We start from the raw sequence: 12,541 nt of genomic DNA, 5'->3' as shown, positions 1-12,541 counted from the left end.
ACGCCGCAGGCTGAATGCTCAGTTAAAGCTGAGCAGCTTGAACAGCGGCGTGAGGTAGCTCATCTCCTGGCCCGACGTCGGCGTGGTGCGGCTGATGAAGTCGAAGATCTTGCCGTCCTGGAGGCCGTAATTCGCCAGCCGGCGCACGCGCCGGTTCTTGTCGAAGTAGATCGCGATCACGCGCTGATCGACCACCCTCTGGTTCATGAAGGCGACCACGCGCTCCGAGCGCTGCGAGATGTAGTAGAAGACCTCACCGTCGAGGGTGGCGACCGTGGAGGGCGTGCCCATCACGATCAGCACCTGGTCCTGGCTCGCGCCGATCGGAATCTGCTCGAGCGCGCCGGGCGGCAGGATGTAGCCCTTCTGGAACTGCTCGCCGGTGCAGCCCGCGAGCGCCACGCCGACCAAGGCCGCAGCCGCGGCCATGCGCAGGCCGCGCCAGCGTGCATGAAGGCCGCGCCGCTTGTCTGCGCGCGGGCTGGTCTGGTTCGTTATCGTCATAGCGGAACTGATTCCGTCCCCTTGCGTCGCGCGAGGCGCTGAAGTACCGGGCGGAGGCTCTGAATGCAACACGCGCGCGCCCGCTTGCGGAAACCACAATGCTTTGGCCGTTCAATCACTTCAGGAAACCCCGGCTCGCCCCGCCGGGCACCATTGAAGCCATCTATGGCATGATCGTGACGCAGGCGCGAGAACCCATATTTTACCGCGACTTGGGCGTACCGGATACGGTTAACGGGCGTTTCGACCTGTTGCTGCTCCATCTCTGGCTGCTGCTGCGCCGCCTGCGCACGGTCCAAGGCGCCAACGGAGGCGCCACGGAGCTGTCGCAGGCGCTGTTCGACCGTTTCTGCGAGGACATGGACGACAATCTGCGGGAGATGGGGGTGGGCGATCAGACCGTGCCGAAGCGGATGCGGGCCTTCGGCGAGGCCTTTTACGGCCGAGTGCAGGCCTATGACCAGGCAATGCAAGGTGGCGGTGAGGCGCTGGCGGCGGCGATCTGCAAGAATATCTTGAATGGGGCTGGCCTCGACCAGGCGAAGCGGCTCGCGGCCTACGCGCGGGCCACGGATGCCGATCTCGGCCGGACCGGCGAGGCCGCGCTGCTGCGCGCGTCCTTCAATTTTCCCCCGGCGCTTCCCGAGGATGTCACACCATGAGCCGACCGAATACTGGATCCGAGCCCGATCCCTGGCGGGCCCCCGTCATCGTTGCGCAGATTCCCGACACCGGCCTGCACCGCGAGATCGAGGCGTCGGCCGCCGAACGGAAGGTGATGGCGGAGGTCGCGGGCGTGCGGGAGATCCTGTCCGCCAACGCCAGCTTCAACGTCGTGCCGAAAAGCGGCGGCCGGATCCAGGTCACGGGGCACGTCCGCGCCCGGGTCGGCCAGACCTGCGTGGTCACGCTCGATCCGATCGAGAACGAGATCGAGGAGGAGGTGGACCTGACATTCGCCCCCGAGGCCGAGGCGCGCCGCCTGTCCGACCTGATCGAGGAGGGGCAGGACGACGAGGAGCCGCCCGAGGTCATCGACTCGCCGGAGGCCATCATCAATGGCATCATCGACCTCGGCCGGCTCGCCACCGATGCCTTGTTCCTGGCGATCGACCCCTATCCGCGCAAGCCGGGGGCCGTGTTCGAGGCGGAGGTCGTTGCCCTCGACCCGGAGGACCATCCTTTCGCAGCGCTGAAGGCGCTCCAGGACAAGAAGAAAGGCCAATAGCTGCCGATTCCCCGTAAGACCGCTTGCCAGGCCGCGCGAGGTCTTTGCTTGAGTGGTTTGAAAGCCTGTTTTATCTATCTGATTTCTATATATTTCCTTCGAATTTTCGCGTTTGCCGCCGCGTCGCCCCGAATGCAAAAGGCTGGGTGCAAGAGGTTGTTTCGGGATAACAAAACGCTATTGTCGCGCCCCGGCCGGGGCGCGGCGTGGCGCCTGGCCGTCGCCATGTCCGTGGCGAACCCATTTCGCGGCCCCCGCTCGTTCAAGACCGCACCAGACCAGGTTTCCAGGACTTTTATGCTAAGCAAGGTTCGCATCGCGCTTGACGCCATGGGAGGCGATGTCGGGCCCGCCGTGGTCATTCCAGGCGCCGCCATCTCGCTTCGGAGGCATCGCGAGACCGAATTCCTGCTGGTCGGCGACCGCGCCAGGATCGAGCCCGAGCTCGAGAAGCACCCCGCGCTCAAGGCCGCTTCCAGGATCGTTCATACCGACGTCGCCGTCAGCATGGAGGACAAGCCGAGCCAGGCGCTGCGCCGTGGCCGCAGGACCTCCTCGATGTGGCTTGCCATCGATGCGGTGAAGAAGGGCGAGGCGGATGTCGCGGTCTCCGCCGGCAATACCGGCGCGCTGATGGCGATGTCGCGCTTCCACCTGCGCACGCTGCCGGGCATCGACCGGCCTGCGATCACGGGGATATGGCCGACCAAGCGCGGCGAGTCCGTCGTGCTCGACCTCGGCGCCACCATCGGCGGCGATGCGCACCATCTGGTGTCGCTGGCCGTCATGGGGGCGGCAATGGCAAGCGTCTTGTTCAACAAGCCGCGCCCCACGGTCGGCCTGCTCAACATCGGGGCCGAGGAGATCAAGGGGCACGAGGAGATCCGCGAAGCCAGTGAGATCCTGCGGGCGAGGAACCTGCCGGAGCTCGACTATATCGGCTTCGTCGAGGGCGACGGCATCGGCAAGGGGCTGGCCGACGTCATCGTCGCCGAAGGGTTCAGCGGCAATATCGCGCTCAAGGCTGCCGAGGGAACCGCGCGGCAGATGGCGGAATTACTCCGTAACGAGATGCAACGGAGCTGGCTGTCCAAGCTCGGCTATCTGTTTGCGCGCAGCGCTTTCCAGGCCCTGCGGGACAAGATGGACCCCAACAAGTCCAATGGCGGCGTGTTCCTGGGGCTCAACGGACTGGTGGTTAAAAGCCACGGCGGAACCAGCGCCGAAGGCTTTGCCTATGCGATCGATGTTGGCTATGAGATGGCTCACTACGATCTCCTGAACAAGATCAATCAGATGCTCAACCGCGAGGGTGGTGCACTCAATTCCGTGCAGACCGCGCAGGAGGCTGTTTCGTGACTCAAATTCGTTCGGTCGTGCTCGGCTGCGGCTCCTACCTGCCGGAGCAGGTGGTGACCAACGCCCAATTGGCGGCGCGTATCGACACGTCCGACGAGTGGATCGTCCAGCGTACCGGCATTCGCGAGCGGCACATTGCGGCCGAGGGCGAGTTCACCTCGCACCTGGCGATCAAGGCCGCGCAGGCCGCGCTCACCGATGCCGGCGTGGACGCGCAGTCGATCGATCTGATCGTGCTGGCGACCTCGACGCCTGATAACACCTTCCCCGCGACCGCTGTCGCCGTGCAGCACGGGCTCGGCATCAACCATGGCGCGGCCTTCGACCTGCAGGCGGTATGCTCGGGCTTCGTGTTCGCGCTCGCCACCGCCGACAATTTCCTGCGCACCGGCGCCTTCAAGCGCGCGCTGGTGATCGGCGCCGAGACCTTCTCGCGCATCCTCGACTGGAACGACCGCGGCACCTGCGTGCTGTTCGGCGACGGCGCCGGCGCGGTCGTGCTGGAGGCGCTGGAGCAGCCGGGCCATGCCGCGACCGACCGCGGCGTCGTCACCACGCACTTGCGCTCCGACGGCCGCCACAAGGCAAAACTGTTCGTCGACGGCGGACCGTCCTCGACCCAGACCGTCGGCCATCTCCGCATGGAGGGCCGCGAGGTCTTCAAGCACGCGGTCGGCATGATCACCGACGTGATCGTCGATGCCTTCGAGGCGACCGGGCTCAATGCCGACAGCATCGACTGGTTCGTGCCGCACCAGGCCAACAAGCGAATCATCGACGCTTCCGCGCACAAGCTGCATATCGCGCCGGAGAAGGTGGTGCTGACGGTGGACCGTCACGGCAACACGTCGGCGGCCTCGATTCCGCTGGCGCTGGCGGTGGCGCGCAAGGACGGCCGTATCAAGCGCGGCGACCTGATTCTGCTCGAGGCAATGGGCGGCGGCTTCACCTGGGGCTCGGCGCTGGTGCGCTGGTAGAGCCACAGTCGATAAAATTTTGCCGGAATCAGCGCGGATTATCGATGCGTATGCATTGATGAGCGCTGTTGACCGCCGTATCGTAAGCTCATAATTTCAGACAACAATTGTTCGCCGTGATGTGGGGCAGGGCGATGACCGATCAAAGTAAAACCGTAACGCGTGTTGATCTCTGCGAAGCCGTCTACCAGAAGGTGGGCCTGTCGCGGACGGAATCGTCTGCGTTCGTGGAACTCGTGCTGAAGGAGATCACCGACTGCCTCGAGAAGGGCGAGACGGTGAAGCTGTCCTCGTTCGGTTCCTTCATGGTCCGCAAGAAGGGCCAGCGCATCGGCCGTAACCCGAAGACCGGTACCGAAGTGCCGATCTCGCCGCGCCGGGTCATGGTGTTCAAGCCGTCGGCGATCCTGAAGCAGCGGATCAACGCCCAGCACCGCACCAACGGCGACGCCAGCAAGGCTCAACCCGAGGCCTAATCGCCTTTCGGATAAGGATTTGGCATTTGGACAAAGCGCCGGATGCGTTCCGAACCATCAGCGAAGTAGCGCAGGAACTCGACATTCCGCAGCACGTGCTGCGGTTCTGGGAGACCCGGTTCTCCCAGATCAAGCCGATGAAGCGCAGCGGCGGCCGCCGCTACTATCGCCCCGACGACGTCGACCTGCTCAAGGGCATCCGCCGGCTGCTCTACGGGGAGGGCTACACCATCCGCGGCGTGCAGCGGATCCTGAAGGAGCACGGCGTCAAATCGGTGCAGGGGCTCGCCGACGGCGCGGCCGCGGTCTCGTTCGGGGCCATCGAGGACGCCATCGGCGCGAGCCTGATGGAGCCGGACGACGAGGCGCCGATCAAGGGCGTCGCCGATGCCGACGATGACGACTACCAGGGCAACGAAGAGGAAGGCATCGACTTTCGCTTCACGGAGGTCGACGACGAGGAAATCCTCACCACCTTCCGCAAGGGCGGCACCCCCGCCGCGCCCGCCGGCCCCAGCGCGCTGGACCGGGAGCGGCTCGGACGGGCGCTCGCCGACCTCATCGCCTGCCGGGAGATGCTGGACCTGGCGCTGAAGGACGGCTGAGGGCCCGCATTCCGCCGGCTTTGCGGGGCAGTTCCGGCGGCCTTGGGCAGAGGCACCAAACCGGACACCAAAATGGTGTGGCCTCGCCTTGCGCAAAGCGGCGATCCTAGCTAATGGAACGACGTTCGGAGCGTGGCGCAGCCCGGTTAGCGCACTAGTCTGGGAGACTAGGGGTCGGAGGTTCAAATCCTCTCGCTCCGACCATTTTTAGAAGCTAAATCAATGTCTTGTTCGGTAGCTTTCAGGGACGTGCGTGCGGCGCCTTCCGCATGTAAGCACGGTGTAAGCACCGGGTCTGGAATGAGGCCTCATTGCCCGCACAATTGCAGTTCTGGCCACGGAAGGCGCTGATCGAATATCCGCCCGCGAAGCAGACGGCCGACAGTCTGGGAATGGCCGAAGCAGACGACGGGGCGCTCTACTACATCAAGGCCGATGACCGCGGTCGCCCGACGCGGGCCAGCGAGTGGTTGGGGACGCACATTGCCGAAGCAGTTGGAATACAGGCCCCCGCCGCGGTCCAGATCGAACGGTTGAACGGTGACATCGTTTTTGGATCGCGCCGCATTGTCGGGGTGGCCGACGATATTCTGACCCGCGCTTACTTGCTGACGCCGTCCGCCTCGAACGTAGCCATGCCAATCAGCGGTCTAACGGGCATTCTCTCGCGCATTTATGCGCTGGACATGTTTCTCGGAAACGTCGACCGTCACTTCGGCAATTATCTGTCGATCGACGACAACGGGGTCCGGCGGTTGTACGCCTTCGACTTTAGCCGCGCGGTGTTCTGGCAATGGCCTTGGAATGGATATCCGGACCCACAAACGCACACGCGTACGCACGGGAGAGTATTGCGGCAGCTTCACGGGTTCGACAGCGCAGCCGCCAACGCCGTTTTGGACAACATCGGAGGCCTCGCGCCGGCGACGATAGAGGGTTTTCTTAACCACATGCCCACAGATTGGTGCACTGACCAGTTACGTGCTCAATTCAGTGACATCTGGACGGCGGGGCATTGCTCCACTCGAATTGCAGTTCTTCGGCGAGGTTTTAGCGATGGCACACTCCTATAAGTTCGCCATCATCCGCCTTGCGCCGGATGATGGTCGTGATGAACGATTGAACGTCGGCGCGATGGTCTTCAACGACCAAAGCGTCGACATCAGAATTCCGCCCAAGCTGGACAAGCTGCGCGCGTTGTCCGCAGCGGCCGACGCAGACGCCCTGCGTGACCTGATTGGCTCTTTCGCTGACATCGATGCGCGCTTCAGAGACGCCGGGCAAGACAGCGTTGAGGCTCGCTACAGTGCTATTTCGGCGATCGGCCCGCTTCAGCTCTCGGCTCTCGGAAGCTTCGTTGCGCACGATGCGACGGCCTATGAAGAACGTATTCAGGCAATCCTAAAGACGATGGTTCTGTCGGAGCCGGCGATAAAAAGGATCCGTGAGAAACGATCGAAGTTGCTGAAGCAGGTGAAGACGGCGTTCCGTCAGGAACACGTTCTGGCGAAAAAGAACGAAGACCTGTCGTCACACAGGATCGTACCGGGCTTTGAATTAGATGAAGGGCTGGTCGCGGACCTCGTCTTAAGAAACGGTGCCTTCCACGTCGTGGAGACCGTTGATGCATCTGGCGACGAAGGTTCATTGCGAAAGGCGATATCCGAAGTCGGAATTGCCGCGCTTGTTCTCGAACGCGCCCGAATGAGGTTCGGCGCCGACCATGTGAAAGCTCGGCTGGTCTATAGCGCGTCCGCGACCCTCGAAAAGATCGCAAGACCTTCGTTCGATGCCGCTGCGCATCAGGGTGCGGAATTGATCAACTGGGCCAGTACAGACGAACGCAACAGGTTCATCCATTCAATGGCGATGTTGGCGACACCAGTCCCCAAAAAGAACCGTAAAGTAAAATTCGCCGGGCCTCCATTGCCGATCGAATAGCCGCGCGCATCAGGGACGATCCGCTGCGGCTTGGTCCGGAGCGGGCGGCGTGCATCGGATCGTATCGAAGCAAGAACGTCTCCCGTGCCCGCCGGCCGGTAAACCCTGCGCACTCGCCCACGAACCGGACGAGTTGCTCTTATCTCTCTCGTAAAGATTTGACGTGGAAAACCTCAACGGGAGCATGCCCGGTCGACGGCGACGCGTGTAATGTCGGTATCTGCAACCGGGAGCAATTATGGCGCGGACGCAGGTCTGTCGGGATCAGTTTCAGGTCGACGAAAACGAGGTTATCCACACGCCGACCAACGCCGGTGGACCGCGTATCCCGGCCGACCGGAACCGCACCTTTACTCGCCCGGTATGGGGGGAGTGTCCTTCCAAGCGGCGAAGATTATCGGCGCGAAGACGTTGGGCCGGTCGCGATCGAGCTCTTGGCGGCGCGGGCGGGGGCTTCGGGGCATGACGGTTTGGCTAGGCATCGTAACGACGATCGTCGCTGTCGCCGGCGCTGTGATTGCCTATTTCCAATTTGTTATGGCCCGCCGAAAGCTGATGCTCGACCTGTTCGATCGACGCCTGAAAGTCATGGAAATGGTGGAACGAGCCGTCGGAGCTTTTCAGTCGAGCGGTAAAGTCGACGGCCAAAGCTTCAACGATCTACTGACCGCGAAAGCGGCCGCCCGCTTCCTGTTCGGTGAAGACGTCCAAGATCATTTGAAGGCTCTGCAACGAGACTTCGCGTTCTGTCTGACCTACAGGGACGCCATGCTCGCCGACCCTGCGACGGCGAACAGGGAAGCCCTGATCGATCAAAAACATCAAGCCGAACTTCGAATTGTAGAGCAGCCCGCGCAGCTAAACTCGATTTTCGGACCGTACATGAAGTTCACAGACAAGCAGACGAAGGCTTGGCTGCCGTGGTGATGGCTGAGCGGAACGGGTACTTACAGGGTTCGAATTAGATGAAGGCTGACCGATTTCCGTATGAAGCGTCGCGATGGTCACCGGGCCAACCGGACGAAGCAAAGCGATGGTTTGAGGAACTCGAAACGCAAAGTGCGCTGAACGTTCGCAACAGACTAGCGCAAACCGACGCCGGCCCTGCCGGCTCGGTTACCATCGGCGCAACGCAAATGACGATCGGCTTCGTTGAAGACTGGTTGGCATGGCGCGATCGCAACCGAGAGGCATCGGAGGGCAGGCAGCACAGGAAGCATTGGCTCGATTGGTTCTTGGGGGCAGTCACGGTCACATCGCTGGGCATCGCCTTTTTCACGAGCGTTCTTTACCAGCGCGACGACATTCGGGTCGTTATCGGTGAAGCCCTGAAAGTGACACGCGATAAAGGGGGATTAGTGCTGGCGCAAGATCAGGATTTCATATTCATCAATTCTGGAAACCGCCAAGCCGTCATCAGCGAAATCTACGCCGAATTGGTGCTGATCACTGATCCTCAGACTGGATGCGATGGCCGCTTCGCCAAATCCATCGTTCTTAATACGACCCAGATCGTCATAAAGCCGGGAGACATTTTGCCGGTACATGCGAAGGTGGTGCAGCGTTATCCTTGGGATGGGGACAAAGACGGACTTCGCTTCCGGCGGGCCAAGGAAGAACAGAACGATAGCTACATTGTCTGCTTGCAGCTTTACGTCACGACGCCCGACAGTTCGTCGGCGCGATCGGTGCAACCGCTCTATTTGGTCTCCCCAAACGACGACCTTTCAAAAGACTTTTTTGACCGGAACACACCGCTGAAGGTCATCCAGCGGACGCATTGGGGGTTCGGCTGACGTCCCGCGCATGGATCGCTTAATCGAGAGCGCGACTGGCTGAGGCACGGCGGCGACGACGAAATGCAAATCGAATGCGTCGACGCTGCCATGATGATCGCGAGGGCAGCGTCCAAGCTGGAAGTGTGGACACCGAAGATGGAAGACTTCCGCGAGTTGGTTTTTGAAGAATTTGGACCGCATCTAAGCCACAGTAGACAAAACCGCGTTGGGACAGAGCTTTGGGAGTAGACGGTTTGACACCTGATCAGTTCATTTCGAAGTGGAAGAGCGCCGAACTAACCGAACGCGCCGCGGCCCAATCTCATTTCATCGATCTATGCCGTCTCTTGGGCGAGCCGGGTCCCACGGACGCGGACCCGAAAGGCGAGTGGTACGCATTCGAGAGAGGCGCCACCAAAACGACCGGCGGCGAAGGCTGGGCGGACGTCTGGAAGCAAGCCCATCGGTTGGGAATATAAGGGCAAGCGGAAGGACCTGAACGCGGCCTTCGCTCAGCTCCAGCAATATGCGCTGGCTCTGGAAAATCCGCCGCTGTTGGTCGTTTGTGACATGGATCAATTTCGTATCCACACGAACTGGACCAATAGCGTCTCCAAAAAGTACGACTTCAAGCTCGAAGACCTACGCGACGCCAATGTCCGCGAGCAGTTGAAGTGGGTCTTCAGCGATCCCGAGCGGCTGCGGCCGGGTCAGACGCGGCAGGCGCTGACAGAGGAGGCTGCCGCGGAGTTCGCGAAGCTCGCTCAGCGGCTTCGCGATCGAGGTCACGATGCGGAGACTGTTGCGCATTTCATCAATCGGCTTGTGTTCTGCATGTTCGCGGAGGACGTCGACCTCCTTCCCAACGGAATGTTCAAGCGGATGCTCGAACATGCTCAGACGTCACCACAGCACTTTCAGGAACTGGCGACTGATCTATTCCGGGCGATGAAGTCTGGTGGCCGGGTCGGCTTCGAGCAGGTCGCTTGGTTTAACGGTGGCCTCTTCAATGATGACGTTGCGTTACCATTGGACGCGGACGATCTGAAAATTGCTCTTGGGGCCGCTCGGCTAGATTGGGCGGAAGTTGACCCTTCGATCCTTGGAACGCTCTTCGAACGGGGTCTCGATCCGGGCAAACGCTCCCAGCTGGGCGCGCACTACACCGATCGTGAGAAGATCATGATGATCGTCGACCCGGTCGTCGTCCGCCCTTGGTTAGCCGAATGGGACGCCGCCAAGGCGCAGATTGCGAACGGGATTGAGAAGTCGCGCTCGGCTAAATCGGCCAGTGCCCGCACTAAGGCCCACGATCAGGCAGTGTCCGATTACCGCGCATTTTTGAACAGGCTTCGCGCATTCAGAGTTCTCGACCCGGCGTGTGGATCAGGAAATTTTCTCTATCTCGCTTTGCTGGCTCTGAAGGACGTTGAACATCGTATCAGCATTGAAGCCGAAGCGATGGGATTGCAGCGCGAGTTCTCCCAAGTTGGGCCGGCGTCGGTCAAGGGCATCGAAATCAACGGGTACGCAGCAGAGCTTGCCCGCGTTTCGGTTTGGGTGGGCGAAATTCAGTGGATGCGGCGGAACGGTTTCGGCGTGTCGGATCATCCCATCCTGAAGCCTCTCGATACTATTGAGTGTCGCGACGCTATCCTAAATGATGACGGCTCCGAGGCGAAATGGCCCCAAGCAGACGTTGTAATTGGTAATCCCCCCTTCTTGGGTGGGAAGCTCTTACGCGCCGTGCTCGGCGATGGTTACGTTGATAACTTATTCAGTTGCTACGACGGCCGAGTTCCGGCCGAAGCTGATCTGGTAACCTATTGGCTGGCCAAGACGTGGGAGGTTATGCGTGCTGGGGACACATGTCGCGCCGGCCTCGTAACGACGAACTCGATCCGTGGAGGTGCAAATAGACGGGTCCTCGAACCTATCGCTGGCACCGGACACATTTTCAGCGCTTGGGATGATGAAGCTTGGGTAGTGGAAGGCGCGGCGGTTCGTGTCTCGCTCATTTGCTTCGAACCGGGACGTCCAGGCATCTCGCCAGCTTTGAACGGCAAGCCGGTCCCTGAAATCTATGCCGATCTGACGGGGGCGGCCGTTGATCTTACAAAAGCGGCAGGTCTTGTTGAAAATCGCAGCGTGGCTTTTATGGGCGACACGAAGGGCGGCGCCTTCGATGTGGATGGTGTCGTCGCAAGGGGCTGGCTTAAGCTTCCACTCAACCCCAACGGAAAACCCAATTCCGAGGTTCTTCGCCCTTGGGTAAACGGAATGGACGTCACTCGGCGCTCAGCCGGCAAATGGATCGTCGACTTCGGATGGACGATGAGCGATGGCGATGCATCTTTGTATGCCGCGCCTTTCGCTCACGTCGAAGCCTCCGTAAAGCCTATTCGAGCGCAAAACCGCCGAGAAGCGTATCGGAAATATTGGTGGCGTCATGTTGAGCCCCGGCAAGGCATGTGGGCGGCTCTGAAGCACATGGATCGCTTCATTGTGACCCCGACCGTCTCGAAGCATCGCATTTTCGCGTGGCTGCAAAAGCCGATCTGTGCCGATCATCAGTTGATCGTAATCGCCCGAGATGACGACACAGCTTTCGGTATCCTCAACAGCCGTTTTCACGAGGTTTGGGCATTAGGGCTTTGCACGTGGCTCGGCGTAGGCAACGACCCTCGTTACACGCCCAGCACGACTTTCGAGACGTTCCCATTTCCTGAAGGCCTTACGCCCGACCGGCCGGCAGCTAGTTATGCGGACGATCCGCGGGCATTGAAAATCGCGACAGCTGCTGCCCATCTGAACGCGCTGCGTGAACGTTGGCTTAATCCCAGTGATCTAGTTCGCATTGAGCCTGAGGTTGTCCCCGGGTTTCCCGATCGCCTTATTCCGGTCAGCGAAGAGGCAGAAAAGACGCTAAAGAAGCGCAGCCTGACCAACCTTTACAACGAACGCCCGACTTGGCTCGTCAATGCGCACGCCGAGTTGGATGCCGCGGTCGCTGCCGCCTACGGCTGGCCGGCTGACATTTCGGAGGAGGAGGCGCTTGCGCGCCTGTTTACGCTCAACCAGAAACGAGCCGCAGCACATGCCGCGTTGTTGCCCGCGAAATAGCCTGAGCCTGCCTGAATTGGTTAGCGGGTTGTTAATCGGTGGTCGGCAGGCTTGCCGTCAAGCGCCGCCTGATTACCCCCAGCCCAAAGGCAGCGCGAAGCGATGGCCGGCGGCAGTGATGCCCGCCGGCCATTGTCCACACCCACAAGCCGCAGCGTGTCGACTACACCTCGACACGCAAGCAATTGACAATTTGCCGGACTACCGAAATGAAATTGGTCGACGAACGCCCCTACGCCGATCCGGAAGCGGCCGCGCGCAAGCTCGTCGAGCTTGCCGCCGGCGTCGAGCCGATCAACGGCCGCATTCACATCGAGAAGATCAATTATCCCTTCATGGCAAAGGACGGCTGCAACGGCAGCGGGCCCGAATTCGGCGCTGGCATCAAATGGGCGATCGAGAAGGGCTGGCTCGATCTTCACGAGAGCGGCACGTATGTAAAGCTGCTCTCCCCCCGCGAAAACTCATTGGTGGGCTAGCCAATTCGGCCCCGCGCGTTGGGGTACGCACCTATCCAGAGTTGCTGGGATCGACCCGGCAGCCGACGGGG

Annotated in this window: 13 protein-coding genes and 1 tRNA gene; 13 read left to right on the top strand and 1 reads right to left on the bottom strand. The window is 61.1% G+C overall.

From position 1 onward, the window contains the following. Positions 1-18 precede the first annotated feature (18 nt). Complete coding sequence (locus XI09_RS42810) at positions 19-504, bottom strand: outer membrane protein assembly factor BamE (RefSeq protein WP_271572321.1); 486 nt, start codon at positions 502-504, stop codon at positions 19-21. Between the two features lie 98 nt (positions 505-602). Between XI09_RS42810 and XI09_RS42805 the strand changes: the two genes are divergently transcribed. From XI09_RS42805 to XI09_RS42745, 13 genes are all read left to right on the top strand, one after another. After that, positions 603-1,166 (top strand): ubiquinol-cytochrome C chaperone family protein, encoded by a 564-nt coding sequence (locus XI09_RS42805; RefSeq protein WP_271572320.1) that lies wholly within the window; start codon positions 603-605, stop codon positions 1,164-1,166. Next, entirely contained in the window at positions 1,163-1,732 is a 570-nt protein-coding gene (locus tag XI09_RS42800) for a YceD family protein (RefSeq protein ID WP_271572319.1), read from the top strand. Before XI09_RS42805 ends, XI09_RS42800 begins: the two co-directional genes overlap by 4 nt. 297 nt (positions 1,733-2,029) lie before the next feature. Then, positions 2,030-3,091, top strand: a complete 1,062-nt coding sequence (gene plsX / locus XI09_RS42795) for a phosphate acyltransferase PlsX (protein WP_271572318.1) — start codon at positions 2,030-2,032, stop codon at positions 3,089-3,091. After that, entirely contained in the window at positions 3,088-4,068 is a 981-nt protein-coding gene (locus XI09_RS42790) for a beta-ketoacyl-ACP synthase III (protein ID WP_271572317.1), read from the top strand. The genes plsX and XI09_RS42790 overlap by 4 nt, the downstream gene beginning before the upstream one ends. Before the next feature lie 134 nt (positions 4,069-4,202). Further along, the gene (locus XI09_RS42785) at positions 4,203-4,544 is read left to right on the top strand and encodes an integration host factor subunit alpha (protein WP_018456841.1); all 342 of its coding nucleotides are present in this window, start codon (positions 4,203-4,205) and stop codon (positions 4,542-4,544) included. Between the two features lie 26 nt (positions 4,545-4,570). Beyond that, entirely contained in the window at positions 4,571-5,149 is a 579-nt protein-coding gene (locus XI09_RS42780) for a MerR family transcriptional regulator (RefSeq protein WP_271572316.1), read from the top strand. Between the two features lie 126 nt (positions 5,150-5,275). Next, positions 5,276-5,353 (top strand) — tRNA-Pro (locus tag XI09_RS42775). 107 nt (positions 5,354-5,460) lie between these two features. After that, positions 5,461-6,222, top strand: coding sequence for a hypothetical protein (locus XI09_RS42770; protein WP_271572315.1), 762 nt, complete (start codon positions 5,461-5,463; stop codon positions 6,220-6,222). Further along, entirely contained in the window at positions 6,206-7,090 is an 885-nt protein-coding gene (locus XI09_RS42765; RefSeq protein ID WP_271572314.1) for a DUF3037 domain-containing protein, read from the top strand. Before XI09_RS42770 ends, XI09_RS42765 begins: the two co-directional genes overlap by 17 nt. Positions 7,091-7,552: 462 nt before the next feature. Further along, positions 7,553-8,017, top strand: a complete 465-nt coding sequence (locus XI09_RS42760) for a hypothetical protein (protein ID WP_271572313.1) — start codon at positions 7,553-7,555, stop codon at positions 8,015-8,017. A gap of 38 nt (positions 8,018-8,055) precedes the next feature. After that, complete coding sequence (locus tag XI09_RS42755; protein WP_271572312.1) at positions 8,056-8,886, top strand: hypothetical protein; 831 nt, start codon at positions 8,056-8,058, stop codon at positions 8,884-8,886. A 552-nt stretch (positions 8,887-9,438) separates the two neighbouring features. After that, positions 9,439-11,991: a class I SAM-dependent DNA methyltransferase gene (locus XI09_RS42750; protein ID WP_271572311.1), complete on the top strand. Its 2,553-nt coding sequence runs from the start codon at positions 9,439-9,441 to the stop codon at positions 11,989-11,991. 209 nt (positions 11,992-12,200) lie between these two features. Beyond that, on the top strand, positions 12,201-12,470 hold the full coding sequence (locus XI09_RS42745; RefSeq protein WP_271572310.1) for a hypothetical protein: 270 nt from the start codon (positions 12,201-12,203) through the stop codon (positions 12,468-12,470). The last annotated feature ends 71 nt before the right edge of the window (positions 12,471-12,541 follow it).

Source organism: Bradyrhizobium sp. CCBAU 11386 (assembly GCF_028128955.1).
In the GTDB taxonomy this organism is placed as follows: Bacteria; Pseudomonadota; Alphaproteobacteria; order Rhizobiales; family Xanthobacteraceae; genus Bradyrhizobium.
The sequence above is the reverse complement of the archived record's forward strand: the minus strand, read 5'-3'. Positions and strand labels throughout refer to the sequence as shown.

Bases quoted from the DNA above. Each gene is read 5' to 3' on its own strand.
- XI09_RS42755 (WP_271572312.1), top strand. From the start codon at position 8,056: ATGAAGGCTGACCGATTTCCGTATGAAGCGTCGCGATGGTCACCGGGC.
- XI09_RS42805 (WP_271572320.1), top strand. From the start codon at position 603: ATGCTTTGGCCGTTCAATCACTTCAGGAAACCCCGGCTCGCCCCGCCG.
- XI09_RS42785 (WP_018456841.1), top strand. From the start codon at position 4,203: ATGACCGATCAAAGTAAAACCGTAACGCGTGTTGATCTCTGCGAAGCC.
- XI09_RS42810 (WP_271572321.1), bottom strand. From the start codon at position 504: ATGACGATAACGAACCAGACCAGCCCGCGCGCAGACAAGCGGCGCGGC.
- XI09_RS42760 (WP_271572313.1), top strand. From the start codon at position 7,553: ATGACGGTTTGGCTAGGCATCGTAACGACGATCGTCGCTGTCGCCGGC.
- plsX (WP_271572318.1), top strand. From the start codon at position 2,030: ATGCTAAGCAAGGTTCGCATCGCGCTTGACGCCATGGGAGGCGATGTC.
- XI09_RS42765 (WP_271572314.1), top strand. From the start codon at position 6,206: ATGGCACACTCCTATAAGTTCGCCATCATCCGCCTTGCGCCGGATGAT.
- XI09_RS42750 (WP_271572311.1), top strand. From the start codon at position 9,439: ATGGATCAATTTCGTATCCACACGAACTGGACCAATAGCGTCTCCAAA.
- XI09_RS42800 (WP_271572319.1), top strand. From the start codon at position 1,163: ATGAGCCGACCGAATACTGGATCCGAGCCCGATCCCTGGCGGGCCCCC.
- XI09_RS42745 (WP_271572310.1), top strand. From the start codon at position 12,201: ATGAAATTGGTCGACGAACGCCCCTACGCCGATCCGGAAGCGGCCGCG.